Source organism: Hylemonella gracilis str. Niagara R, from assembly GCF_000600295.1.
Taxonomy (GTDB): domain Bacteria; phylum Pseudomonadota; class Gammaproteobacteria; order Burkholderiales; family Burkholderiaceae_C; genus Hylemonella; species Hylemonella gracilis_A.
In genome coordinates, this window is the sequence record NZ_JEMG01000001.1 from 3,255,423 (window position 1) to 3,281,091 (window position 25,669).

Sequence of the window (25,669 nt, forward strand, 5' to 3'; positions counted from 1 at the left end):
TTACCTCGCCACGTCACGCGCCACGGTGGACCGCTGCCAGCCCCGCCAAGTCCCACCCGGCGGCACCGTGACAGGCGCCAGCACCTGGGCTGCCTCGACGCAGAGAAAGTGCTGGTAGGCGTCTTCCGTCAAGTCCGGGATAGCCTTGCCCGCGCCGGGATTCCAGACCACGGTGTGGCCCCAGCTCGGGCTTTGCGCAATGGTGAGGCGCACAGCAGCGTCCCGTAGCGTCAGGGCCTGGGGCGCGGCCTGGTAGACACGGTCGAATTCCTCGGTGAAGCGCAACACTTCGGCACCCTGACCGTGCACGTCCCGCACCGAGTCCCACTCAGCCTGTCCACCCAGGCCTTCGAGCCGGGTGCGGGCGATGTCGTCCACCGCGTAGTAGGTGTGCAGGGCGCCGCTGAAACTCAGCGGCTGTGTGTCCGTGTTGTGCAGGTCCAGCGTTAGCTGCAGATCACTGGGGCGCAGCCCTATCGTGAGCCGTGCCTCGAAGGCCTGGGGCCAGTAGGCGCGGGTCGCGGCACCGTCCTTGAGCATCAGGGTCAGGCTCAGGCCGTCATCCAAGGCGCGGGCTGGCCCCTCGACTTGCCAAGGCAGGTTGCGCACGAAACCATGCTTGGGCAGCGGGCCCCGCATATTGAACTGGGGGAAGCACACCGGCACACCGCCGCGGATGGCGCCCTGCCCGTCCAGCACGGCCTTGGGGCTCAGGTAGAGGCGCTCTGTTCCGCCCACCACCCAGGACACCACATGTGCACCATGCAGCAGCACGCGCAGGCTGTCACCACCGGCAAGACGCAGCAGCAGTGAAGGCAGGCCATGAAAGGACTCTTCGGTCCACGCCACCGCGCCGCGCGGGGCCTGAGTGTCGGCCATCACGATCAACCGTTCAGTTCGTCGGCACGCCGCTGGGCGGCCTCGAAATCGAGGTCACCGCTGTAGATGGCGCGGCCGCAGATCACACCCTCGACCCCTTCGTCCTCGACCGCGCAGAGCTGCTCGATGTCGGACAGGCCCTTCAGGCCGCCAGAAGCGATGACGGGGATGGTCAACGCCTGGGCCAAGCGCACCGTGGCATCGATGTTGATGCCGGTCAGCATGCCATCGCGCCCGATGTCGGTGTAGATGATGGATTCGACACCATAGTCCTGGAACTTGCGGCCCAGGTCCACAACCTCGTGCCGGGTCAGCTTGCTCCAGCCATCCGTCGCCACCTTGCCGTCCTTGGCATCCAGGCCCACGATGATGTGACCGCCGAAGGCCGTGCAAGCGTCCTGCAGGAAGCCAGGGTTCTTCACCGCCGCCGTGCCGATGATGACGTAGCGCAGACCGGCATCCAGGTAGCGCTCGATGGTGTCCAGGTCGCGGATACCACCGCCCAGCTGCACGTCCACCTCGCTGCCCACTTCCTTGAGGATGCCGCGGATGGCCTGCTCGTTCTTGGGGCTGCCGGCAAAGGCGCCGTTCAGGTCGACCAGGTGCAAGCGGCGCGCGCCGGCCGTCACCCACTTGCGGGCCATCTGGACCGGGTCTTCACCGAAGGTGGTGGATTGGTCCATGTCGCCCTGTTTGAGGCGTACACAGTGACCGTCTTTCAAATCAATCGCGGGGATGAGGAGCATGACGCAGCAGCAGATGCAGGAGGGGATGCAGGTGCGGTGGTGCCGGGAAGCACGAAGACCAAGGGAAAACAGGCTTAGAAATCAGGGCCCGCCGGTCACGGCTTCCAGGCCAGGAAGTTCCGGTACAGCGCCAGGCCATGCGCCGCGCTCTTCTCGGGATGGAACTGGGTCGCGAAAATATTATCGCGTGCCAGGGCCGCCGTGAAGCGCTCGCCGTAATCGGTTTCGCCCGCGCTGTGGCGCGCATCCGACGGTTGCGCGTAGTAGCTGTGCACGAAGTAGTAATAACTGCCGTCGGGCACACCCGCCCATACGGGATGTTCTTTGGCGCCCTCTGCCGCAGACGGCTTGCGCCAGACCTGGTTCCACCCCATCTGGGGCACCTTGTAGCGGCTGCCATCGGGCTGAGTTCGACCGTCCAGGCGAAAACGTCGGCAGCGGCCAGAAATGAGGCCGAGGCCTGGCGTGTCTTGCTCTTCGCTGTGGTCCAGCAGCATCTGCATGCCCACGCAGACGCCAAACAAAGGCTTGCTCGCGGCGGCTTCGAGCACGGCGGTTTGCAAGGCACCACCATTCGCCTCGCGCAGCTCGCGCATGCAGTCCCGCATGGCGCCCTGGCCCGGCAACACCACGCGCTGGGCCGCGCGCACTACCTCGGGCCGCGAGGTGACGACCACCTGCCAGCCCGTGCCTGCGGCTGCGGCCTGCACGGCCTGGGACACCGAACGCAGATTGCCCATGCCGTAATCGACGACGGCGACGGTCTGCACGCTCACAGAGTCCCCTTGGTGGAGGGGATCACGCCCGCCGCGCGCGGGTCGATTTCCAGCGCCATGCGCAGGGCACGGCCGAAGGCCTTGAACACGGTCTCGCACTGATGATGCGCATTCACGCCGCGCAGGTTGTCGATGTGCAGGGTGACGAAGGCGTGATTCACGAAACCGTGGAAGAACTCGGAGACCAGTTGCGTGTCCATGGTGCCGATCATGCCGCTGGTGAAGGGCACATGCAGGTCCAGGCCCGGACGGCCCGAGAAATCGACCACCACGCGACTCAAGGCCTCGTCCAGCGGCACATAGGAATGACCGTAACGGCGCAAACCCTTCTTGTCACCCACCGCCTGGGCCACGGCCTGACCGAGGGTGATGCCCACGTCCTCGATGGTGTGGTGCCCGTCGATGTGCAGATCGCCCTGGGCCTGGATGTCCAGGTCGATCAGGCCATGGCGCGCCACCTGGTCCAGCATGTGGTCGAAGAAGCCGATGCCCGTGGACAGGCGCGATTCACCCGTGCCGTCCAGGTTCAGCTTGACGGTGATGCGGGTTTCCTTGGTGTTGCGCTCAACCACCGCGATACGGGGGCTGCTGGTCTGCGCGTCGGCGGTGCGGCTCATGGGCATGAGGACAGAGTCGGGAGAAACTGAAAGATCAGGATGAAATCAGAGCGATTCTCGCAGAGCGGCCAGCATCTGGGCGTTTTCCTGCGGTGTGCCCACAGTCAGGCGCAGACAACCGGCCAGCAGCGGGTGCATGGCCGAGACGTTCTTGACCAGGATCTTGCGCGCCTTCAGGCCAGCGAATACCTGGGCTGCCGCCTGCACGGCATCCCCTGAGCCGGTGCCCGCGCCTTGCGGGACACGCACCAGGATCATGTTGGCCTCGCTGTCCCAGACGGTGTAGCCCAACGCACGCAGCGCGTCAACCAGCATGGTGCGCTGCGCCTTGATCTCGCTTGCCTGGGCCGCGAACACCTCGGCATGCTCGAGCGCGAACAGCGCGCACTCGGCATTGAGCACGCTCACGTTGTACGGCGGACGCACCTTGTCGAACTCGGCCAGCAAGGCCGCCGGCCCGACCATGTAGCCCAGACGCACACCAGCCAGGCCGAACTTGGAGAGCGTGCGCATCAGCAACACATGGGTGTGTTTGCCGGGTTCGGCGCGCATTTTGTCCAGCCAGGTCCGGGCCGCGAAAGGCTGGTAGGCCTCGTCGATCACGACCAGACCGCCCTGCGCGCCGGCGGCGGCGATGATGCGTTCCATGGCACCGTCGTCCCACAGCGTGCCCGTGGGATTGTTCGGATAGGCCAGGTAGGTGATGGCCGGTCTGTGCCGACGAATGGTCTCCAGCATGGTGGCTTCGTCCAACTGGAAATCGGGCGTCAGGTTGACACTGTGGAAGGCCAGGCCCTGCAGTTGCGCGCTCATGGCGTACATCACGAAGCCCGGCGCGGGCGCCAGGATGGCGGCGCCCGGCAGGTCGCAGGCCATGGCGACCATTGAAATCAGTTCATCGGAACCGTTGCCCAGCATCAGCGCCTGACCCTCGGGCAAACCGATGTGGTCCGCCAATGCCCGCTTCAGATCCTCGATGCGCGCGCCAGGGTAACGGTTCACCGCCACGGCCCCGAGGCGACGGCCCAGTTCGGCCTGTAGTTCAGGCGACAGGCTGTAAGGGTTCTCCATCGCATCCAGCTTGACCATGCCCGTGCTGTCCTGCACCGCGTAGGCATGCATGCCCTGCACGTCACTGCGGATGCGGGAAAAGACGGGTGGGCGCGAACGGGAGAGGTCAGGCGCGTTCATGGAGCAGGATGGGAGGGGGCCGGGGCAAGAGGACGGGGGCTCGCCTTGAACAGCGCGGCCACCACGTCGGACTGGGTGATCATACCGACCACGCGCAGCGCTCCGTCCACCACGGGCAGATGGTGCAAGCCGCCGTCGGAAAACAGCTCGACCAGCTCCACCAGCGGCTGCGCGGGCCGAGCCACCCGCACGCGCCGCGTCATGATGTCCTGCACATGCCGGGCCGTGTTCATCACCGGCAGTTGACGTGGGTCCGGCGCGCTCTGGGCCAGGAAGAAGTCGTGCAGGGACACGATGCCCGCCAGCGTGCCGTCGTCGCGCACCACGGGCAGGGCCTTGATCTTGTGCGTGATCAACTGGGCCCAGGCTGCGTCCACGCGGTCACGCGGACCAGCGGCGATCACGTCGCGCGACATGATGTCCTCGCACAACAGGTCGCCAAACTGACGGCGACTGGCCTGCAACTGTGCGCGCACCAGCACCTGCTCCAGGCCGTCCGGGCTGATGTCCAGCTGATGCCCCTGGCTGGCCAACGCGGCATCCAGCTCGGCGCGGTTGAAGCCCAGGCGCGCGCTGGGCAGCGGGTCCGTCGTGCCATGTGGATGCGGCGCAGGCCGATTCGGGTATGGGCGGCGCACCAAGGCGCTGTAGAGCAAGGCCAGAGCGAGCAGCAGCAGAGAGTTCAAGCCTGCCGGCCAGAGCACGTAACGCCAGCCCAGCTCGGCGATGGCCGGTCCGCCCAGCACCGCCGTCAGCGCCACCGCGCCGCCGGGCGGGTGCAGACAGCGCAAGGCAAACATGGCCGTGATGGCGCCCGCACCCGCCAGACCCACCGCCAGCACGCCATGTCCGAAACCATGCATGCAGGCCACGCCGACCACGGCCGACACCAGATTACCCGCCAGCATGGGCCAGGGTTGGGCAAGGGGGCTGGCCGGGGCGGCGAACAGCAGCACGGTAGAAGCCCCCATGGGCGCGATGAACCAGGGATTGATCTCCCCCAAGATGAGATGGCTCAAGGCCGCCGAGCCCAGCAGACCCAGGGCCGCGCCCAGCACGCCGAGTCCGATTTCACGGGGGCTGACCCGGGGCTGCGCCGGCTTGAAGCCGGCCAGCCATGACACAGGGAAACGCACGGAAATGCTCCAAAAGCACCAAAGCGGGGCATTCTAGGGCTGCAAGTTCCACGCTTGTGGTGCGAATTGCGCAGAATTGACGTCGGTCAACTGGCTGACCGAGGCAGTCGCTCAGCGACTCAACTGGCACTGGCAGCGTCCAAGACGCCGCTTGCAAGGCCTGTGCTTTTTGTTCAACGCAGCCGCATCTCCGCCGCCCGCGCATGCGCCTGCAGGCCCTCGCCATAGGCCAGTTCGGCAGCGATCCGGCCCAGCCCCTGAGCACCAGCTTCGCTGACTTCGATCAGGCTGCTGCGCTTCTGAAAGTCGTACACGCCCAGCGGTGAGGAGAACCTCGCCGTGCCGCTGGTGGGCAGCACGTGGTTGGGGCCGGCGCAGTAGTCGCCGAGCGACTCGCTGGTATAGGCGCCGAGGAAGATGGCGCCGGCATGTTTGAGCAGCGGCTCCCAGCGGTGCGGATCGCGGCTGCTGACTTCCAGGTGCTCGGGCGCGATGCGGTTGCTGATGGCGCAGGCTTCTTCCATGTCGCGCGTGTGGATCAGCGCGCCGCGTCCGGTGAGGCTCTTGGCGATGATCTCGGCGCGCGGCATCTCGTTCAGCAGGCGGTCGATCTCGCGCTGCACGGCGTCGATGTAGGCAGCATCGGGACAGAGCAGAATGCTTTGCGCCAGTTCATCGTGTTCAGCCTGGCTGAACAGGTCCATGGCCACCCAATCGGCGGGTGTGCTGCCGTCGGCCAGCACCAGGATTTCACTGGGGCCGGCGATCATGTCGATGCCGACCGTGCCGAAGACACGGCGCTTGGCGCTGGCCACGTAGGCATTGCCGGGGCCAGTGATCTTGTCCACTTTCGGGATCGTGGCCGTGCCGTAGGCCAGCGCGGCCACGGCTTGCGCGCCGCCGATGGTGAAGGCACGCGTGACACCCGCCACATAAGCGGCCGCGAGCACCAGCTCATTGCGTTCACCACGCGCGGCGGTGGAGGCGCCGCTGCCGCCCGTGGCGACACTGCCCCGCACCGGCGTGGGCACGACCATGATGATTTCGCCGACACCTGCCACATGGGCAGGCACGGCGTTCATGATCAGGCTGGATGGATAAGCGGCCTTGCCACCGGGCACGTAGATGCCAGCGCGGTCCAGCGGCGTGACCTTCTGGCCGAGCAAGGTGCCGTCGGCATCGCGGTAGCTCCAGCTTTCACCGCTGGCCTTCTTCTGTGCCTCGTGGTATCGGCGCACGCGGTCGGCGGCGGCTTGCAGGGCGACACGCTGCGCCTCGGGCAGGCCATCGAAGGCGGTCTTGAAATCGGCCTGCGTGAGTTCCAGATCGGCCACCTGCCGCGCCTGCACGCCATCGAAGCGTGCGGTGTACTCCAGTACCGCCGCATCCCCGCGTCGCTGCACATCGGTCACGATGTCGGCCACGCGCTGCTCGATGGCCGCGTCGGTGTCCGCCGCCCAGTGCAGGCGCTGCTGGAAGCGTTGTTCGAAATCAGCCTGCGTGGTGGACAGGCGCAGGGGCTCGGCCGTGAAACTCATGCCGTGGTCTCCAGGGCGCGCCCGAAGGCGTCGACGATGTGGCGCAGGGGCTCGCGCTTGAGCTTGAGCGCGGCCTGGTTCACGACCAGGCGGGCCGAGATGTCCATGATGCGTTCGACCTCCACCAAGTTGTTGGCCTTGAGCGTGTTGCCGGTGGACACCAGGTCCACGATGGCATCGGCCAGGCCCGTGAGCGGCGCCAGCTCCATGCTGCCGTAGAGCTTGATCAGGTCCACATGCACGCCCTTGGCGGCGAAGAAGTCGCGTGCGATGGTCACGTACTTGGTGGCCACGCGCAGGCGCGCGCCTTGTCGCACCGCGGCGGCATAGTCGTAGCCCTCGCGCACGGCCACGCTCACGCGACACTGGGCGATGCGCAGGTCCAGCGGCTGGTACAGGCCCTCGTTGCCGTGCTCGATCAGGGTGTCCAGTCCGGTGATGCCCAGGTCGGCGCCGCCGTACTGCACATAGGTGGGCACGTCGGTGGCGCGCACCAGCACCACACGCACCTCGGGCCGGTTGGTGGCAAGGATGAGCTTGCGGGTCTTCTCCGGATCGTCCAGCACCTCGATGCCCGCGCTGCGCAGCAGGGGCAGGGTCTCGTCGAAGATGCGGCCTTTGGAGAGCGCGAGGGTGATCATGCGAGGACCTCGTTCACAACACGCGCGTTCACTTGACGCGCTCAATGTCGGCGCCCAGCGCCGCCAGCTTGGCTTCCATGCGGTCGTAGCCACGGTCCAGGTGGTAGATGCGATCCACGACGGTTTCACCTTCGGCCACCAGGCCCGCGATGACCAAGCCGGCGGAGGCGCGCAGGTCGGTGGCCATGACGGCGGCGCCCGAAAGCTGCGGCACGCCCTCGATCATGGCCAGTCGGCCATCGATCTGGATCTTCGCTCCCAGACGCAGCAGTTCGTTGACGTGCATGTAGCGATTCTCGAAGATGGTCTCCGTCACCGTGGAAGTACCTTGGGCCACGCAATTCAGCGCCATGAACTGGGCCTGCATGTCGGTCGGGAACCCCGGGTATTCGGTGGTGCGGAAGCTCTGGGCTTTCAGACGGCCTTGTGACTGGATGCGCACGCCGCCTTCCTGCACGGTGATCCGCGCGCCCGCAGCGGCCAGCTTCTCGATCACCGCATCGAGATGGTCGCCTCGCGCATGCCGCAAAAACACGTCTCCACCGGCAGCTGCTACCGCGCATAAAAACGTGCCCGCCTCAATTCGATCCGCGACCACCGCATGCTGAGCACCATGCAAGGCATCAACACCCTGGATACGAATGCGGCTGCTGCCATGGCCTTCGATCTTGGCGCCCATCTTGATCAACAGCTCGGCCAGGTCCGGAATTTCCGGTTCTTGAGCGGCGTTCTCCAGAATGGTTTCGCCTTCTGCCAAGGTGGCGGCCATCAGCAGATTCTCGGTGCCCGTGACCGTGACCATGTCCGTGGTGATGCGCGCGCCTTTCAGACGCTTCTGTCCGGCCGGCAGCTTGGCGATGATGTAGCCGTGCTCAACCACGATGTCCGCACCCATGGCTTGCAGTCCCTTGATGTGCTGATCCACCGGGCGCGAACCGATGGCGCAGCCACCCGGCAAGGACACGCGTGCCTGACCAAACCGCGCCAGCAAGGGGCCGAGGGCCAGGACGGAAGCGCGCATGGTCTTCACCAGCTCATACGGTGCTTCGGGCTGGTTCAGCGTGGAGGCGTCCAGCGCCACGACGCCATCCTCACCCTGCGTGACTTGGACACCCATGTTGCGGATGAGCTTGAGCATGGTGGACACGTCCTGCAAGCGCGGGACATTGCTCAAGGTCACGGCTTGCTGGCTCAGCAGCGCCGCGCACAATTCCGGCAGGGCTGCGTTCTTGGCACCGGCGATCGACACCTCGCCTTGCAACTCCCGACCGCCGCGTATCCGTAGTTTGTCCATGATGTTTTTTTGATGACGCCGCCTGACGGCAGACGATTATTGGGATGCCGCCCGCCACTCAGCGGGCGTGTAGGTTTTCATCGAGAGCGCGTGCACTTCATCGGTGTGCATGCGTTGACCCAACGTGGCGTAGACGCGCTGGTGACGTTGGATCAGGCGCTTGCCCTCGAACTCGGACGAGACAATGACGGCGCTCCAATGCCGACCATCACCTTCCACCGTGATGTGCTCGCAGGGCAGGCCGGCTTGTATGAGTGCTTGCAGGTCGTGTGCTTGCATGTCGGTTGGGGACGCGATGGGTTCGGGATCAATGGCGGATCTTGTAGCCGATGCGCAGCAGGTGCACGGCCAGGGAGCCGACGGCCAGCAAGGCCACTCCGACCACGCCCAGGCTCAGCCAGGGCGAGACATCACTCACGCCGAAGAAGCCATAGCGGAAGCCATCGATCATGTAGAAGAAGGGGTTGACGTGGCTCAGGCCCTGCCAGAAGGCGGGCAAGGTGTGCAGTGAATAGAACACGCCCGAGAGAAAGGTCATGGGCATGATCAGGAAATTCTGGAAGGCCGCGAGCTGGTCGAATTTCTCGGCCCAGAGCCCCGCGATCAGGCCCATGGCACCCAGCAGGGCGGCGCCCAGCACCGCGAACACCAGCACCCAGAGTGGCGCCACCAGGGTCAGGTCGGCGAACCAGACGGTGACCAGCAGCACGCCCGCCCCCACCACCAGGCCACGCAGCACCGAGGAGCCGACATAGGCCACGAACCAGGCCCAGTGCGAGAGCGGCGTGAGCAGCAGGAAGATCAGGTTGCCCGTGATCTTGCTCTGGATCAGGCTGGACGAGCTGTTGGCAAAGGCGTTCTGTAGCACGCTCATCATCACCAGGCCGGGGATCAGGAAGGCTGTGTAGCTGATGCGCTCGTAAACCTTGACGTGATCCTCCAGCACATGGCCGAAAATCAGCAGATAGAGCAGGGCCGTGAGCACGGGCGCGGCAATGGTCTGGAAGCTGACCTTCCAGAAACGCAGCACTTCCTTGTAGAAGAGGGTCTGCCAGCCTTGCAAAGCCCCCCCTGCCCTGCTGGCCCGGGACTGCGCATCCGCGCCGGGCTCCAGAGCGACCTGGGTGCCTTGCAATGGTTCAACGGCGCTCATGCAGCCTCCCTTTGTTCGCCCATGACCTGGATGAACACATCTTCCAGGTCGGCCTTGGTGATTTCCACCTCGTCCACCCGCACGCCCGCGGCACGCACGGCGGCCAAGTAGTCTTCGATCGCGCGCGCGTCTTGCGCGGGAAACTGCACGCTGCGGCCCGTCACCCGCGCGCGGGCGGCCAGCTCGGGCGGCAACTCACCTTCAATTTTCAGGCGCAGCACATGGCTGGACGCGGACTTGAGCAACTCGCTCGTGCGCTCCAACGCCACCACCCTGCCCTGCTTGAGCATGGCGATGCGGCTGCACAGTGCCTCGGCCTCTTCCAGGTAATGCGTGGTCAGCAGCACGGCGTGGCCTTCGCGGTTCAGGCGCAGCACGAATTGCCAGAGGGTCTGGCGCAGTTCCACGTCCACACCCGCGGTCGGCTCGTCGAGCACGATGACCGGCGGCTTGTGCACCAAGGCCTGCGCCACGAGTACACGACGCTTCATGCCGCCAGAGAGCTGGCGCATGTTGGCGGTGGCCTTGTCGGCCAGACCCAGGCCTTCCAGCAGCTCGTCGATCCAGGCCTCGTTGTTCTTGACACCGAAGTAACCGGACTGGAAACGCAGCGCCTCGCGCACATTGAAAAAGGGATCAAAAACCAGCTCTTGCGGAACGACGCCCAAGAGGCTGCGGGCCGCTGCGTAGTCGGTCTGAACATCATGACCCAGCACAGTGACGCGCCCGCTGCTGGCCCGGGTCAGGCCCGCGAGGATGCTGATGAGGGTGGTCTTGCCAGCGCCATTGGGGCCGAGCAGACCGAAGAATTCACCTTGTCCGATGTCGAAGCTGACTTCGTCCAGGGCGGCAAAGGTCGTTGTGTCGGCTCCTGTCTGCCCCCCGCGCGCCGCGCCCTTCGGCAAAGGGTAGCGCTTGGTGATGGACTGGAAGGAGATGGCGGGGAGGGAGTTGGCTGCTGGCATGAGAGCCGGCTATTTTAGCGAGCGGGGTGAAACTCGGCTGGCCAGCCTGAAGTGCCCCTCGCCACCTCACCGGCGGTACGCGCCAACATGTCCGCCGAGCAGGGCGGATGGGGTGTTCAGTGGATGGCCAGCAAGCCATCCACGCCGTAGAGGCGAGCCAACTCGATCAGACGAGGATTCAAGTGCAGCAGTTCCAGCCCCTTGCCCTGAGCCAAGCAGGCTCGGCGGAATTCAAGCAAGACCGCCAGCGTCGAGGAATCGAAGCGCTCCAGGGCACTTGCATCGACTTGTGCCGCGGGCCCGGTCTGCGAGGGAATGGCCTGCACCAGCATGGGCAGGCAGGCATTGGCTTGGAGGTGCGTCAGATCGTCGGGCAGCACAAGCAAGGGCGGGGTCGGCATGAGGACGCCTTTCTGCTGAGTGGGATCAGTTCTTGGCAGCCGCGGCCTGGGCCGTGGCCTTGTTGCGCTCGGTCAGGGTGGCGATGAGCCCATCGATGCCGCGCGCATTGACTTCTTGTGCGAACTGGCTGCGGTAAGTTTCGACCAACCAGACGCCCATCACGTTGACGTTATAGATGCGCCAGCCTTTGGGAGAGTTCGGCGCCTGTTCCAGCCGGTAATCAAGCTGTAAGGGTTCGGCGGCAGCGGGACCGCGCAGCTCGGTGCGAACGACCACATCCTTGGCATCCGTGGGGGCACGCATGGGCTTGGTGCTGACCTTCATGCCCTGTACCTGCGCCAGGGCGCCGGCATAGGTGCGCACCAGCAGGATCTTGAACTCGTCCTGAAGGCGCTGACGCTGCTCGGGCGTGGCCTGACGCCAGCCCGGCCCCACCGCAGACGCTGTCATGCGGGGGAAATTGATCAGGGGCATGATCTTCGCGTCGACCAGGTTCATCAGACGCGGCATGTCGCCCGCCATCAGCGCCGGATCGGCCTGAATGGTGTTGAGCACCTCGTTCGACATGCTCAACACCATCTCATCGGCGGGTGTTGGTTGTGCCTGGGCGGCTGGCATCCAGGCCAGCAGGGCCAGCAAGCCGCCGGCCAAGGCGCGGCGCAGGGAAAGACGATGGGAGACAGAACCTTGCATGGGAAGAAACTCCTTGCCCGCACGCGCCGTCCGCGAGGGACGGCCTGACAAAGCCAAGCGCGCTGCTTGTGGGTGGCTCTTTGCTTTGTGAATAGGCTATTTGATGATCTTGATACCCGGCAGCCCCAGATCCAGGGGCACCGTCGGCGTGCCGGGAATTCTACCGGGCACCCGCGTATCGCGCTCAACCTGGGGTTGTGTGGGGGATGCAGGCTTCTCGGCGGAGGCATCCCCTGCCTCGGCAGACCCGGGCTCGGTTTCACCCGCACCCTCGACGGGCTCGTACTCCTCGTACCCATAGTCGTCCTCGGGCATGGGCTCGTCGGGAGGGTCGCCGTCATAGACCAGATGCCGGCGGTACTGCAGGTAGGCATCGCGTATCAGCACGTAGCGATCGAAGGTTGCACCCTCCATCAGGGCTTCCTGCTTGAGCAGCCCGGCGCGCGTGTCCAACTGATCAAGCACGAACAGTGAGTTGCGCAGCCGCACATCTTGCTGCTGACTCAGTGGATCGGCCGCCATATCGATGGGCAGGGCCGCCGTGTCACGCAAGGTGGATGGTCCTAGCAGGGGGAGCACAAGGTACGGCCCCGGCCCCACTCCCCAGTAGCCCAGGGTCTGGCCAAAATCTTCGTTATGGCGCGGTATGCGCATCTCGGTTGCGACGTCCAGGATGCCGCCCAAACCAAAGAAGGTGTTGACCCACAAGCGGGTGAAGCTCTCGCCTGCCGCCCGACCCTTCAGCTGGAAGGCACTGTTGACCGTGGTCCAGGCCTCTTCCAGATTGCTGAAAAAATTGCCTACGCCCTTGCGCACCAACGAGGGGACATAGTCCTGGTAGGCTGTGGCCGTTGGCTTGAGGATGGCACGGTCCAACGCATCGTTGAAACCATGCACACCACGGTTCCAAGACTCCAGCGGATCAGGGTTCGCGCGGACCTGGGGCGGCGGCTCCTGGGTGGAAGAGGCCGGGCTGTGCGCGCAGCCAGCCAGCCCCGTCACCAGCAACAGGCCCCCGAGAACCCGCATGGCCAAGCCTGAGGCCCAAGCTGAGCGTGGGCCCGTCTGTTCTGCACGGCCATGTGACTGCGGCACCGGGTCCGCAGCGGCGTGCGTGGCACCCTCAATCATTTTTTGGCCGGTGCGTCACTCGCCTGGTTGTAAAGGAACTGGCCGATCAGGTTTTCCAGCACGATGGCAGACTGGGTGTTGGCCACCAGGTCACCCTCGACCAGGTTCTTGTCGTCGGCGCCAGCCTCGATGCCGATGTACTGGTCACCGAGCAGACCGCTGGTCAGGATCTTGAGCGAGCTGTCCTTCGGAAACTTGTAGCGGTCTTCCATGTCGATGCGCACGCGGGCCTGGAAGCTCTTGTCGTCAAAGCTGATGCCCGCCACGCGCCCCACCACCACGCCACCGCTCTTCACAGCCGCCCGGGGTTTGAGGCCACCGACGTTGTCGAACAAGGCCTCCACGCGGTAGCTGGACTGAAAACTCAGGTGCAGCAGATTGGCCGCCTGCAGGGCCAGAAACACCAAGGCCGCCAGCCCGATCAGCACGAACAGACCGACCCACACATCATTCTTCGAGCGTTCCATCACGCACTCTCCTAAATCGTGAACATCAAGGCGGTCAGGACAAAATCCAACCCCAACACCGCCAACGAGGCCATCACCACCGTGCGCGTGGTCGCGCGCGACACGCCTTCGGGCGTGGGCTGCGCCTCATACCCCTGAAACAGCGCCGTGAACGAGACCGTGAAACCAAACACGATGCTCTTGATGACGCCATTGCCAACATCGCTCCAGACACTCACGCTGGACTGCATCTGACCCCAGAAAGCGCCTGGGTCGACACCGATCATGATCACACCGACCACCCAGCCGCCGATCACGCCCACCGCGCTGAAGACAGCGGTCAGCAGGGGCAGCGCGATGACGCCGGCCCAGAAACGCGGCGCGAGGATACGCTGAACCGGATCGACCGCCATCATGGCCATGGCACTCAACTGCTCACCGGCCTTGAGCAGGCCGATCTCGGCCGTCAACGAGGTGCCCGCCCGCCCCGCGAAGAGCAGCGCAGCGACCACCGGCCCCAGTTCTCGCACCAGCGACAGCGTGACCATCTGGCCCAGCGCCTGCTCCGAGCCGAAATCCACCAGGATGTAATACCCCTGCAGACCCAGCACGAAGCCCACGAACAGGCCCGATACCACGATGATGGCCAGCGAATGGTTGCCCAGCAGGTGGATCTGCTCGCTCACGAGGCGGAAACGCCGGAAGGTCGGCCGCGCCAGTTGCCAGAAGCGAAAGAACAGTCGCGTCGCGCGGCCAATGTCGCCCAGCTTGCGACGCACCGCATACCCCACGTCGGAAGGACGCCACCAACTCATTGAATCACCTCCGTGCCGCGCGCCGCGATGCGAACCCGCTTGGAATTGCCCCGCGCCGCGCTCATGAACGCGCCCCACCAAAGTCTTCGTCGATGGTCGGACCGGGATAGTGGAAACGCACGGGACCGTCCGGCAAGGCATGGACGAACTGCCGCACCAACGGATCGGTGGAACGCTGCACCTCCTCGGGCGTGCCCTGCACCGCGATGCCCCCGTTGGCCAGGATCACCACATGGTCGGCGATCTGGAAGGTTTCCTCCAGATCGTGCGAGACGACAATGCTGGTCACGCCCAGGCTGTCGTTCAGTCGGCGGATCAACTGCGCCGCCGTGCCCAGGGAAATCGGATCCAGGCCGGCGAACGGCTCGTCGTACATGATGAGTTCCGGGTCCAGCGCGATCGCGCGCGCCAGCGCCACGCGTCGCGCCATGCCACCCGAGATTTCGCTGGGCATCAGGTCACGCGCGCCGCGCAAGCCGACGGCGTTGAGTTTCATCAGCACGACGCCGCGCAGCAGGTCCTCGTTCAGCTTGGTGTGCTCGCGCAGCGGAAAGGCCACGTTTTCGAACACGCTCAGATCGGCGAACAGCGCGCCGAACTGGAACAGCATGCCCATGCGACGGCGCGCCTCGTAAATGCGAGCGTGGTCCATCTGACCCACGTCCTGCCCATCGAACAGAACCTGACCCTGCTGGGCCCGGACCTGCCCGCCGATCAGGCGCAGCACGGTGGTCTTGCCACCGCCCGAAGCCCCCATGATGGCGGTGACCTTGCCACGTGGAACGACCAAACTGACGCCGTTCAAGATGGCGCGCTCGCCATAGCCGAACACGACATCACGTAATTCGACCAAGGCGGAAGCTTGAGACCCCTGTTGTGTTGATACAGCCATGTAATGAATTCGTTAGCCCGGGAGCGGCACGCTTGCCCAAGCCGGCGGATCATAAAGCATGGTTGCACCCCCTCGCTCCCAGGGGAAAGCCCGGTATACCCATGGGCGACCGGGCGAGCCGCCTAGCGCGGCAGGGTGCTGGAGCCCATCAGGAACTCGTCGACCGCACGGGCGGCCTGGCGGCCTTCACGCAACGCCGGGCGGTCGCCCGGCATTTCATGGAACCGCCCATGGGCGACCGGGCAGGCCGCCTAGCGCGGCAGGGTGCTGGAGCCCATCAGGAATTCGTCGACCGCACGGGCGGCCTGGCGGCCTTCCCGGATCGCCCAGACCACCAGGGACTGGCCCCGGCGCATGTCACCGGCCGCGAACACCTTGTCCACGCTGGTGCGATAGCCACCCTGGGCTTCCACACCCGCCTTGACGTTGCCACGCGGGTCTTTCTCGACGCCAAAGGATTCAAGGATGCTGGCGACCGGGCTGACAAAGCCCATCGCCAGCAGCACGAGGTCGGCCTTGTATTCCTTTTCGGTACCCGGGACCTCGACGAACTTGCCGTCCTTGAACTCCACGTGCACGGTCTTCAGAGCGACGATGCGCCCCTTGTCCTTGCCTTCGCCGCCAATGAACTCCTTGGTCGACACCGCGAACTCGCGCACGCAGCCTTCCTCGTGGCTGGAACTGGTGCGCAGCTTCAGCGGCCAGTAAGGCCAGACCAGGGGCTTGTTTTCCTGCTCGGGCGGTTGGGGCATGACTTCGAACTGGGTCACGCTGGCCGCGCCATGGCGGTTGCTGGTGCCCACGCAGTCGGAGCCGGTGTCACCGCCGCCGATCACGATGACGTGCTTGCCGGTGGCCATGATCTGGTCCTTGACCTTGCCGCCCGCGTTGACGCGGTTCTGCATGGGCAGGAATTCCATGGCGAAGTGGATGCCGTCCAGGTCACGACCCGGCACCGGCAGGTCGCGGCTCTGCTCAGCGCCGCCCGCCAGCAGCACGGCGTCGAACTCGCTCTTGAGCTGCTCGGGCGTGACCGTGTCCTTGGCCCAGTTCGTGACCTTGCTGCCCTTGGGCAGTTCACCCACCAGCGTGTTGGTCTTGAACACCACGCCCTCGGCTTCCATCTGCTTGACACGACGGTCGATGTGCGACTTGTCGAACTTGAAGTCCGGAATGCCAAAGCGCAGCAGACCGCCGGCCGTGTCGTTTTTCTCGAACACGGTCACGGCGTGGCCAGCGCGGGCCAGTTGTTGCGCGGCAGCCAGACCGGCCGGGCCGGAACCCACGATGGCGACCTTCTTGCCCGTCTTCACGGCGGCGGGCTGGGGCTTGATCCAGCCCTCGGCCCAGGCGCGGTCGATGATGGCGTGCTCGATGGACTTGATGCCCACCGCGTCGTCATTGATGTTCAGCGTGCAGGCCGCCTCGCAGGGCGCGGGGCAGACACGGCCCGTGAAATCCGGGAAATTGTTGGTGCTGTGCAGCACCTCGATCGCATTCTTCCAGTCGCCCTGATAAACGAGGTCGTTGAAGTCCGGAATGATGTTGTTGACCGGGCAGCCGCTGTTGCAGAAAGGCGTGCCGCAGTCCATGCAACGCGCGCCCTGCTGCTTCGCCTGCGGCTCGCTCAGGCCGATCACGAATTCCTTGTAGTTCTTGACGCGCTTCGCGACGGGCTCGTAGCCCTCCTCGAGGCGTTCGTACTCCATGAAGCCAGTGACTTTTCCCATCTTCTTTCCTTACTTGGCCGGAGCCACATCCTTCTTGGTCGCGGGCTTGGCGGCCGTTGTTGCTGGCGCCTCGGCAGCAGCGGGCTTGCGCTCCGCCAGAGCGCGCTTGTACTCGTTCGGGAAGACCTTGACGAACTTGCCGCGTGCGTCCTTCCAGTGGTCCAGCAGCTCGCGTGCGCGCTTGCTGCCCGTCCAGCGGTTGTGGTCCTCCAGCAGCTTCTTCAACTGCGCCTCGTCGCTGAGCCCACGGTGCCAGTTCACGGCCTCGCCCGCTTGCTCGGCGGTCGGCACGACCTTCTCCAGCGAGACCATGGACGTGTTGCAGCGCTCGGCGAACTTGCCGTCCTCGTCATAGACGTAGGCCACGCCACCGCTCATGCCGGCGGCAAAGTTGCGGCCGGTCTTGCCCAGCACTGCCACCGTGCCACCCGTCATGTACTCGCAGCCGTGGTCGCCCACGCCCTCGACCACCGTGGTCGCGCCCGACAGACGCACCGCGAAGCGTTCGCCCGCGACGCCGCTGAAGAAGGCCTCGCCCGTGGTCGCACCGTAGAGCACGGTGTTGCCCACGATGGTGTTGCGCGTGGCGTCGCCGCGGAAGTCGATGCTGGGGCGCACCACCACACGGCCACCCGACAGGCCCTTACCCGTGTAGTCATTGGCCTCGCCGATCAGGTAGAGCGTGATGCCCTTGGCCAGGAAGGCGCCGAAGGATTGACCGCCCGTGCCTTCCAGCTGGATGTGGATGGTGTTGTCGGGCAGGCCCTGCGGGTGCACCTTGGTCACCGCGCCGGACAGCATGGCGCCCACGGTGCGGTTGACGTTGCGCGCCGCCTCGATGAACTGCACCTTCTGGCCCTTGTCGATGGCCGCGCGCGATTTCTCGATCAGCACGTTGTCCAGGCTCTTCTCCAGGCCATGCTCCTGCTCTTCGACATGGCGGCGCGGCACGTCGGCGGGCGCGGACGGCAGCGCGAACAGGCGGCTGAAGTCCAGGCCCTTGGCCTTCCAGTGCGCGATGCCCTGCTTCATGTCCAGCAGGTCGGCGCGGCCCACCATGTCGTCGAACTTGCGGATGCCCAGCTGCGCCATGATCTGGCGCACTTCCTCGGCGACGAAGAAGAAGTAGTTCACCACATGCTCGGGCTTGCCACTGAACTTCTTGCGCAGCACCGGGTCTTGCGTGGCCACGCCGACCGGGCAGGTGTTGAGGTGGCACTTGCGCATCATGATGCAGCCTTCGACCACCAGGGGCGCGGTCGCAAAGCCGAATTCGTCCGCGCCCAGCAACGCGCCAATGGCCACGTCGCGGCCGGTCTTCATCTGGCCGTCGGCCTGCACGCGGATGCGGCCGCGCAGGCGGTTGAGCACCAGGGTCTGCTGGGTCTCGGCCAGACCGATTTCCCAGGGCGAACCGGCGTGCTTGATGGACGACCAGGGCGAGGCGCCCGTGCCGCCATCATGGCCTGCGATCACCACATGGTCGCTCTTGCACTTGGCCACGCCCGCAGCAATGGTGCCCACGCCAATCTCGGAGACCAGCTTGGTGCTGATGCTGGCGTGCGGCGCCACGTTCTTCAGATCGTGGATCAGCTGGGCCAAGTCCTCGATCGAATAAATATCGTGGTGCGGCGGCGGGCTGATGAGGCCCACGCCCGGCACGCTGTGGCGCAGGAAGCCGATGTATTCCGTCACCTTGCCGCCGGGCAGCTGGCCACCCTCGCCGGGCTTGGCGCCCTGCGCCATCTTGATCTGGATCTGGTCGGCCGAGGCCAGGTACTCTGCGGTGACGCCGAAACGGCCTGACGCGACCTGCTTGATCTTGGAACGCAGGCTGTCGCCGTCTTGCAGCGGCAGGTCCACTTCCACGCGGCTTTCGCCGATCACGCTCTTGAGGGTTTCACCCTTCTTGATCGGGATGCCCTTGAGCTCATTGCGGTAACGCGCCGGGTCTTCGCCGCCCTCGCCCGTGTTGCTCTTGCCGCCAATGCGGTTCATGGCGACGGCCAGCGTCGCGTGCGCCTCGGTGCTGATGGAGCCGAGCGACATGGCGCCCGTGGCGAAACGCTTGACGATCTCACTCGCGGGCTCGACCTCCTCCACGGGAATCGCCTTCGCCGGGTCGATCTTGAACTCGAACAGGCCACGCAGCGTCATGTGGCGCTTGCTCTGGTCGTTGATGAGCTGCGCGTATTCCTTGTAGGTCGAGAAGTTGTTGGCGCGCGTGCTGTGCTGCAGCTTGGCAATGGCGTCCGGCGTCCACATGTGCTCCTCGCCGCGCGTGCGCCAGGCGTATTCGCCGCCCGCGTCCAGCATGGTGGCCAGCACCGGGTCATTGCTGTAAGCCGCCTTGTGCATGCGGATGGCTTCCTCGGCCATCTCGAACACACCGATGCCTTCCACCCGGCTGGGCGTGCCGGTGAAGTACTTGGCGACGGTCGCGCTGTTGATGCCAATGGCCTCGAACAGCTGCGCGCCGCAGTAGCTCATGTAGGTGCTCACGCCCATCTTGGACATGATCTTGGACAGGCCCTTGCCGATGGCCTTGACGTAGTTGTAGATCGCCTTGTCGGCGCTCAGGTCGCCCGGCAATTCCTTGTGCATGGCGGCGATGGTTTCCATCGCCAGGTAGGGGTGCACGGCCTCGGCGCCGTACCCAGCCAGCACGGCGAAGTGGTGCACCTCGCGCGCCGCGCCCGTCTCCACCACCAGGCCCGCGCTGGTGCGCAGGCCCTCACGCACCAGGTGCTGGTGGATAGCCGACAGCGCCAGCAGCGCGGGGATGGCCACCTGACGGCTGCTGCTGGTGCGGTCGCTGATGATCAGGATGTTCTTGCCGCCCTTGATGGCGTCCACCGCCTCGGCGCACAACGAGGCCAGCTTGGCTTCCACGCCCTCATGGCCCCAGGTCAGGGGGTAGGTGATGTCCAGCGTGGCGGTGCGGAACTTGCCCTGGGTCGCGGTCTCGATGCGGCGCAGCTTGGCCATGTCCGCGAAGTCCAGGATGGGCTGGCTCACTTCCAGCCGCATCGGCGGATTGACCTGGTTGATGTCCAGCAGGTTGGGCTTGGGGCCGATGAAGCTGACCAGGGACATGACGATGGCCTCGCGGATCGGGTCGATCGGCGGGTTGGTCACCTGGGCAAACAATTGCTTGAAGTAGTTGAACAGCGGCTTGTTCTTGTCCGACAGCACGGCCAGCGGGCTGTCATTGCCCATGGAGCCTATGCCCTCTTCGCCGTTGGTCGCCATCGGCGCCATCAGGAACTTGATGTCCTCCTGGGTCATGCCGAAGGCCTGCTGGCGGTCCAGCAAGTCGTTCGCGGCGGCGGCGGGAATGCCATCGGAGCCGCTGCTTTCCACGTCGTCCAGCTTGACGCGCAGGTTCTCGATCCACTGCTTGTAGGGCTTGCTGTGGGCGAGGTTGGCCTTGAGCTCTTCGTCCTCGATCATGCGGCCCTGTTCCAGGTCGATCAGGAACATGCGCCCCGGCTGCAGACGCCACTTACGCACGATCTGGCTTTCCGGCACCGGCAGCACGCCGGATTCGGAGGCCATGATGACCAGGTCATCCTCGGTGATGCAGTAACGCGAGGGACGCAGGCCGTTGCGGTCCAGCGTGGCGCCGATCTGGCGGCCGTCGGTGAACACGATGGAGGCCGGGCCGTCCCAAGGTTCCATCATGGCCGCGTGGTATTCGTAGAAAGCCTTACGCCGCTCGTCCATGGTGGCGTGCTGTTCCCAGGGCTCGGGAATCATCATCATCACGGCCTGCGACAGCGGGTAGCCCGCCATGGTCAGCAGTTCGAGGCAGTTGTCGAACGTGGCCGTGTCGGACTGGCTGGCGAAACTGATCGGGTAGAGCTTCTTCAGGTCGTTGCCCAGCACGGGCGAGGACATCACGCCTTCGCGCGCCTTCATCCAGTTGTAGTTGCCCTTGACCGTGTTGATTTCGCCGTTGTGCGCGACGTAGCGGTAGGGGTGGGCCAACGGCCATTCGGGGAAGGTGTTGGTCGAGAAACGCTGGTGCACCAGGCCCAGGGCCGAGACGCAGCGCGGATCTTTCAGGTCCAGGAAGTATTCACCCACCTGGTTCGCCAGCAGCAGGCCCTTGTAGACCACCGTGCGGCTGGACATGCTGGGCACGTAATACTCTTTGCTGTGCTTGAGCTGCAGCGCCTGGATGGCGGCGCTGGCCGTCTTGCGGATCACGTAGAGCTTGCGTTCCAGCGCGTCCTGCACGATGACGTCGGCGCCCCGGCCAATGAAGACCTGGCGCATGATGGGTTCCTTGGTGCGCACCGTGGGCGACATGGGCATCTCGCGGTCCACCGGCACGTCGCGCCAGCCCAGCAGCACCTGGCCTTCGGCGCGGATGGCGCGCTCCAGCTCTTGTTCACAGGCCAGGCGCGAAGCGTGTTCCTTGGGCAGGAAGATCATGCCCACGCCGTATTCACCCGGCGGCGGCAGTTCCACGCCCTGCTTGGCCATTTCCTCGCGGTACAGCGCGTCCGGCAACTGGATCAGGATGCCCGCGCCATCGCCCATCAGCTTGTCCGCACCGACGGCGCCACGGTGATCCAGGTTTTCCAGGATCTTGAGCGCGCCGCGCACGATGTCATGGGTCTTGACGCCCTTGATGTGGGCCACAAAGCCCACCCCGCACGCGTCGTGCTCGTTCGCACCCGAATACAAACCGGTTTCCTCGAGATGCTGAATCTCGGCAACCGCGGACATCGCGCCATCCTTCATGGCCTGCTCCTGCTAATCATGACAAGGGGGCCGAGCATAGAGCAGATTCAGTAGGCCTCCAAGAAAACAATAGGGGTCAGATTCCGATTTAAAGACCGAGTTTTTCAATCGGAATTTAATTGGGGACATATGAAAAGACGGTTCGCCGGAACCCGGTCAGACCGTGCAGGCGTCGTGCTTTTCAGCAACTTGCGTGCCGCCAGGCCCGCCCCGCTCGCGTGCGATGATGGCCCGCCACTGGCCCACCACCTCAGCGAGCAATCCCCGCGACCCGCGCTGCCAGCCAATTTCTAGCCCCCAGCCTTCGCCATGAGCCCCTCCACGCCCGAGTTCATCTTCTGCCCGCGCTGCGCAGCGCCACTGCACGACCGGGTGGAAGGCAGCTTCACGCGCCGCGTCTGCCACGCCGAGGGCTGCGGCTTTGTCTGGTGGGACAACCCCACCCCGGTGGTGGCCGCCGTGGTCGAGCACGAAGGCCGTTTGTTGCTGGCCCGCAACGTGGCCTGGCCACCGGGCTTCTTCGCCCTGGTCACCGGCTTTCTGGAAAAGCACGAACTGCCGCACGAGGCGGTGCAGCGCGAAGTCGAGGAAGAACTGAACCTCAAACCCCTGGGCGCGACCTTCATCGGCCACTACACCTTCGAGCGCATGAACCAGTTGATCATTGCCTACCACGTGCCGGCCAAGGGCACGGTGCGGCTCAACGAAGAACTGGCCGAGTACAAGCACCTGCGTTTCGAGCAGGCCCGCTACTGGCCGTCCGCGACCGGGTACGCCTTGCGCGATTGGCTGCGCAGCAAAGGCTTGGACCCGCAGGAAATCGCACCCCGAACCCCTTGAGGGCACGGGGCTGCGGATTTGGGCCTCTTCATTTCGGCATGGGCCGAAATATCCCCCGTGCGGCGGCTCCCAGAATGAGCGCTCTTACTTCAGGAGCCCCCGCACCATGTCCCTCACCTGCTTCATCCGTTACCAAATCGACCCCTTCCAGCGCGCGGCCTTCCAGCGCTACGCCGAGGCCTGGGGCCGCATCATTCCGCGCTGCGGCGGCAATCTGCTGGGCTACTTCCTGCCGCACGAAGGCACGAACGACGTCGCCTGGGGCCTGATCGGCTTTGACGACCTGGCGGCCTATGAACGCTACCGCGCCGTGCTGCGCCAGGACGCGGAAGGCCGGGCCAACTTCGAGATGGCGCAGACCCAGCGCTTCATCCTGCGCGAGGAGCGCACCTGGCTGGACGACGTGACCAGCACCATCAACCAGCCCCGTCAGGTGCGGCCGTGATCGCCGTGCTGTTCGAACTCGAAGCGAAACCCGGCGCAGAAGCGGCCTACTTCGAAACGGCCGCGCAGCTGCGGCCGCTGCTGGACGGCATTGAGGGTTTCATCTCGGTCGAGCGCTTCCAGAGCCTGTCGCACCCCGGCCGTTACCTCTCGCTCAGCTTCTGGCGCGATGAAGACGCCGTGCGTGCCTGGCGCCAGCAGGCCGAACACCGCGCGGCGCAGCAGGCGGGCCGGGCCGAGCTGTTCGCGCACTACCGGCTGCGCGTGGCGGCCGTGCTGCGTGACTACGGCTTGCACGACCGCGACAATGCACCCAACGATTCACGACAAGCCCTGCTCTGAAGGCCATGCCTCCGTCACCGTCACGCGCGCCCGCATCCCCGCCCGCACCCTCGCCCCACGAACCGCGCCTGGCCCGGGTAGCGGCGATCGTGGCCGACCCGGCGCGCTCGCGCATGCTGGCCTACCTGCTCTCGGGCGACTACGCCAGCGCGGGTGAGCTGGCGCGGGCCGCCTCGGTGACGCCCGCCACGGCGAGCGGGCATCTGGCCAAGATGCTGGAAGCGCAGTTCATCGCCTGTGAACAACGCGGGCGGCACCGCTACTACCGGCTGGCCGACGCCGACGTGGCCCACGCGCTCGAATCCCTGGCGCTGGTGGCGGAGCGCGGCACGCATGAAGAAGCCTGGTCGCGCCCCGAGCGCGAACGGCTGCGCCAGGCGCGTTGCTGCTACGGCCACCTGGCCGGCGCCCTGGGCGTGCGCCTGTTCGGCAGCCTGCTGCAACGCGAAGGCCTGAGCCCCAGCCCCGAGGGCTTCGATGTCAGCGAGGCGGGCCGGGCCTGGCTGGCCGAACTGGGCTACACCCCCTCCGCTCCGACGCGCAAACGCCGTTACGCCTACCGCTGCCTGGACTGGTCCGAACGCCGTGACCACCTGGCCGGGCAACTCGCCGACGAATTGCTGCAGCACTTTTTGGAACGCGGCTGGTTGCGGCGCGGCACGGGGCGCGCGGTCGAGCTGACGCCCACCGGGGTGCAGGAACTGCTGCCCCGGCTGGAAGATTCAGCCCTCACAATGCCCTAGTCCCTTTGCTCGCGCCCTGCCCTGACCATGACGCCCTCCTCCTGCGCCCTGATGGCGGACTACAACCGCTGGATGAACACCAAGCTCTACGAGGCCGCCGCCCAGTTGAGCGATGAGCAACTGCGGCAGGACCGTGGCGCCTTCTTCGGGTCCCTCTACGAAACGCTGAACCACCTCGCCGTGGCGGACACCATCTGGCTGCAGCGCTTCGCACAACACCCGGCGCTGGGTGACTTGAAAACGGCCATGCAGGACTTTCCCAAGCCCACCTCGCTGCGCCAGCCGCTGGCGAATTCGTTCGCGGAGCTGCGGGACTACCGCACACGACTCGACGCGGTGATCCTCCAATTCGCCCAGCAGCTCACACCCGCGCAGTTGGCCGAGGCGCTGCGTTACGCCAACACCGCCGGCCAGCCCCATGCCCGCAACTTCGGCGCCGTGCTGCTGCACTTCTTCAACCACCAGACCCACCACCGCGGGCAGGCGAGCACCCTGTTGTTCCAGGCGGGCGTGGACATCGGCGTGACGGACTTGTTCACGCTGATTCCGAACGAGGTGTGACCCGGGCGCCGATCAGCGCTTGCCGCCGATCAGTGGCCAAGGGCGAAGGCAAAAGGACCGCCGGGGCCTTCAAGAACTGGGTTACGCCTCCGACCCAAAACGCTGGGCCGAACGCGCCTTGGCCTTGAGCGCTTCGACCTCCCGGTTGCGGGGTTCCGCATGGGTGACCAGGCTGGCCATCAGCTTGCGCGCCGTGGCCGCGACCTCCTCCACGGCCTGATTGAAGGCCGCCTCATTGACCCGCGAAGGCACCGAGAAGCCGCTGAGCTTGCGCACGAACTGCAGCGAGGCGTCGCGTATCTCCAGCTCGGTCGCCGGAGGCTCGAAGTTGAAGAGCGTCTTGATGTTGCGGCACATGGTGGGGTGGCGGTAGTTCGGTCGCGCCAGTCTAGCTAGACTGGCGGTTAAGCACCAGTGGGACGATAAACATGCGTTGATTTTGAAGTCCTTGCCTGCGTCACTTCCCTGCAAGAAAGAATCCATGACAAACCTTCGCGTCTATCAGGATCACACCGACCGGCTGCAAGTCGTGTCTCTGTGGCGCATCGTGTTCGGATACGAGACCGCTCACAACGAGCCTTCACTCGCCATCACAAAGAAGGTGAACGCGAACGATGGCCTCTTCTTCGTGGCGGAAGAGAATGGGACCTTGATTGGAACAGCCATGGCGGGCTATGACGGCCATCGAGGCTGGCTCTACGCGATTGCCGTTCATCCGGAGTTCCGGCGTTCTGGCTTGGGCACCCGTTTGGTTCGCCACGCCGAGCAGGCGCTTGTTTCATTGGGCTGCATGAAGGTCAATCTTCAGCTACTCGCCAGCAATGAGGCGACGGCTGCGTTCTACAGATCACTGGGTTACACGGTCGAGCCGCGCATCAGCATGGGCAAGGTCTTGCACGAGAACGTGCCCGCGCAGCACACGATCTGACACGCACATGGTGA

27 protein-coding genes are annotated in these 25,669 nt (G+C 65.3%); 6 read left to right on the plus strand and 21 right to left on the minus strand.

All coding sequences use genetic code 11. The features are described from left to right. The 20 genes from AZ34_RS14810 to AZ34_RS14905 form a co-directional block, all read right to left on the minus strand. Positions 1-879, minus strand: a complete 879-nt coding sequence (locus AZ34_RS14810; RefSeq protein WP_051510196.1) for a D-hexose-6-phosphate mutarotase — start codon at positions 877-879, stop codon at positions 1-3. A 5-nt stretch (positions 880-884) separates the two neighbouring features. Beyond that, positions 885-1,625 (minus strand): 1-(5-phosphoribosyl)-5-[(5-phosphoribosylamino)methylideneamino]imidazole-4-carboxamide isomerase, encoded by a 741-nt coding sequence (gene hisA, locus AZ34_RS14815; RefSeq protein ID WP_035609451.1) that lies wholly within the window; start codon positions 1,623-1,625, stop codon positions 885-887. Positions 1,626-1,720: 95 nt separating this feature from the next. Next, positions 1,721-2,401 (minus strand): imidazole glycerol phosphate synthase subunit HisH, encoded by a 681-nt coding sequence (gene hisH / locus AZ34_RS14820; protein WP_035609453.1) that lies wholly within the window; start codon positions 2,399-2,401, stop codon positions 1,721-1,723. Further along, complete coding sequence (gene hisB / locus AZ34_RS14825; RefSeq protein WP_035611868.1) at positions 2,398-3,018, minus strand: imidazoleglycerol-phosphate dehydratase HisB; 621 nt, start codon at positions 3,016-3,018, stop codon at positions 2,398-2,400. Before hisB ends, hisH begins: the two co-directional genes overlap by 4 nt. Before the next feature lie 45 nt (positions 3,019-3,063). Next, positions 3,064-4,209, minus strand: coding sequence for a histidinol-phosphate transaminase (gene hisC, locus AZ34_RS14830; RefSeq protein ID WP_035609456.1), 1,146 nt, complete (start codon positions 4,207-4,209; stop codon positions 3,064-3,066). Further along, positions 4,206-5,345 (minus strand): HPP family protein, encoded by a 1,140-nt coding sequence (locus AZ34_RS14835; protein ID WP_035609458.1) that lies wholly within the window; start codon positions 5,343-5,345, stop codon positions 4,206-4,208. Before AZ34_RS14835 ends, hisC begins: the two co-directional genes overlap by 4 nt. 173 nt (positions 5,346-5,518) lie before the next feature. Beyond that, entirely contained in the window at positions 5,519-6,883 is a 1,365-nt protein-coding gene (gene hisD / locus AZ34_RS14840; protein ID WP_035609459.1) for a histidinol dehydrogenase, read from the minus strand. Then, positions 6,880-7,524 carry an ATP phosphoribosyltransferase gene (gene hisG, locus AZ34_RS14845; protein ID WP_035609461.1) on the minus strand — a complete coding sequence of 215 codons (645 nt, stop codon included), beginning with the start codon at positions 7,522-7,524 and terminating at the stop codon, positions 6,880-6,882. The genes hisD and hisG overlap by 4 nt, the downstream gene beginning before the upstream one ends. Positions 7,525-7,552: 28 nt before the next feature. Then, complete coding sequence (gene murA, locus AZ34_RS14850; RefSeq protein WP_035609463.1) at positions 7,553-8,818, minus strand: UDP-N-acetylglucosamine 1-carboxyvinyltransferase; 1,266 nt, start codon at positions 8,816-8,818, stop codon at positions 7,553-7,555. Positions 8,819-8,854: 36 nt separating this feature from the next. Then, the gene (locus tag AZ34_RS14855) at positions 8,855-9,097 is read right to left on the minus strand and encodes a BolA family protein (protein WP_035609465.1); all 243 of its coding nucleotides are present in this window, start codon (positions 9,095-9,097) and stop codon (positions 8,855-8,857) included. A 28-nt stretch (positions 9,098-9,125) separates the two neighbouring features. Then, positions 9,126-9,881: an ABC transporter permease gene (locus AZ34_RS14860; protein WP_035611870.1), complete on the minus strand. Its 756-nt coding sequence runs from the start codon at positions 9,879-9,881 to the stop codon at positions 9,126-9,128. An 86-nt stretch (positions 9,882-9,967) separates the two neighbouring features. Then, positions 9,968-10,936: an ABC transporter ATP-binding protein gene (locus AZ34_RS14865; RefSeq protein ID WP_035609468.1), complete on the minus strand. Its 969-nt coding sequence runs from the start codon at positions 10,934-10,936 to the stop codon at positions 9,968-9,970. Between the two features lie 116 nt (positions 10,937-11,052). Then, positions 11,053-11,337, minus strand: coding sequence for an STAS domain-containing protein (locus tag AZ34_RS14870; RefSeq protein WP_419670219.1), 285 nt, complete (start codon positions 11,335-11,337; stop codon positions 11,053-11,055). 25 nt (positions 11,338-11,362) lie between these two features. After that, entirely contained in the window at positions 11,363-12,031 is a 669-nt protein-coding gene (locus tag AZ34_RS14875) for an MlaC/ttg2D family ABC transporter substrate-binding protein (protein ID WP_035609471.1), read from the minus strand. A 96-nt stretch (positions 12,032-12,127) separates the two neighbouring features. Further along, on the minus strand, positions 12,128-13,060 hold the full coding sequence (locus AZ34_RS14880) for a VacJ family lipoprotein (RefSeq protein WP_081767349.1): 933 nt from the start codon (positions 13,058-13,060) through the stop codon (positions 12,128-12,130). 98 nt (positions 13,061-13,158) lie between these two features. Continuing rightward, a complete protein-coding gene (gene mlaD / locus AZ34_RS14885) occupies positions 13,159-13,629 on the minus strand; it encodes an outer membrane lipid asymmetry maintenance protein MlaD (protein ID WP_035609474.1) in 471 nt (156 codons plus the stop codon). An 11-nt stretch (positions 13,630-13,640) separates the two neighbouring features. Then, entirely contained in the window at positions 13,641-14,423 is a 783-nt protein-coding gene (gene mlaE, locus AZ34_RS14890) for a lipid asymmetry maintenance ABC transporter permease subunit MlaE (RefSeq protein WP_035609477.1), read from the minus strand. Between the two features lie 61 nt (positions 14,424-14,484). Then, positions 14,485-15,315, minus strand: a complete 831-nt coding sequence (locus tag AZ34_RS14895; RefSeq protein WP_035609480.1) for an ABC transporter ATP-binding protein — start codon at positions 15,313-15,315, stop codon at positions 14,485-14,487. Between the two features lie 251 nt (positions 15,316-15,566). Further along, positions 15,567-17,045, minus strand: coding sequence for a glutamate synthase subunit beta (locus AZ34_RS14900; protein ID WP_035609483.1), 1,479 nt, complete (start codon positions 17,043-17,045; stop codon positions 15,567-15,569). Between the two features lie 9 nt (positions 17,046-17,054). Continuing rightward, a complete protein-coding gene (locus AZ34_RS14905; protein ID WP_035611877.1) occupies positions 17,055-21,782 on the minus strand; it encodes a glutamate synthase-related protein in 4,728 nt (1,575 codons plus the stop codon). A gap of 324 nt (positions 21,783-22,106) precedes the next feature. On the opposite strand from AZ34_RS14905, the gene AZ34_RS14910 reads away from it, so the two are divergent. The 5 genes from AZ34_RS14910 to AZ34_RS14930 all read left to right on the plus strand — a co-directional run bounded on the left by AZ34_RS14910 (position 22,107) and on the right by AZ34_RS14930 (position 24,727). Beyond that, a complete protein-coding gene (locus tag AZ34_RS14910) occupies positions 22,107-22,637 on the plus strand; it encodes an NUDIX domain-containing protein (protein ID WP_035609486.1) in 531 nt (176 codons plus the stop codon). A 106-nt stretch (positions 22,638-22,743) separates the two neighbouring features. After that, the gene (locus AZ34_RS14915; RefSeq protein WP_035609489.1) at positions 22,744-23,082 is read left to right on the plus strand and encodes an NIPSNAP family protein; all 339 of its coding nucleotides are present in this window, start codon (positions 22,744-22,746) and stop codon (positions 23,080-23,082) included. After that, a complete protein-coding gene (locus AZ34_RS14920; RefSeq protein ID WP_035609490.1) occupies positions 23,079-23,423 on the plus strand; it encodes an antibiotic biosynthesis monooxygenase family protein in 345 nt (114 codons plus the stop codon). The genes AZ34_RS14915 and AZ34_RS14920 overlap by 4 nt, the downstream gene beginning before the upstream one ends. A gap of 5 nt (positions 23,424-23,428) precedes the next feature. Beyond that, positions 23,429-24,166, plus strand: a complete 738-nt coding sequence (locus AZ34_RS14925) for an ArsR/SmtB family transcription factor (protein ID WP_051509899.1) — start codon at positions 23,429-23,431, stop codon at positions 24,164-24,166. A 27-nt stretch (positions 24,167-24,193) separates the two neighbouring features. Then, positions 24,194-24,727 carry a DinB family protein gene (locus AZ34_RS14930; RefSeq protein ID WP_035609491.1) on the plus strand — a complete coding sequence of 178 codons (534 nt, stop codon included), beginning with the start codon at positions 24,194-24,196 and terminating at the stop codon, positions 24,725-24,727. 81 nt (positions 24,728-24,808) lie between these two features. Here the strand turns inward: AZ34_RS14930 and AZ34_RS14935 are convergent, their stop codons facing one another. Further along, positions 24,809-25,084 (minus strand): DUF2277 domain-containing protein, encoded by a 276-nt coding sequence (locus tag AZ34_RS14935; RefSeq protein ID WP_035609492.1) that lies wholly within the window; start codon positions 25,082-25,084, stop codon positions 24,809-24,811. Positions 25,085-25,208: 124 nt separating this feature from the next. Between AZ34_RS14935 and AZ34_RS14940 the strand changes: the two genes are divergently transcribed. Further along, positions 25,209-25,655 carry a GNAT family acetyltransferase gene (locus tag AZ34_RS14940; protein ID WP_035609495.1) on the plus strand — a complete coding sequence of 149 codons (447 nt, stop codon included), beginning with the start codon at positions 25,209-25,211 and terminating at the stop codon, positions 25,653-25,655. The last annotated feature ends 14 nt before the right edge of the window (positions 25,656-25,669 follow it).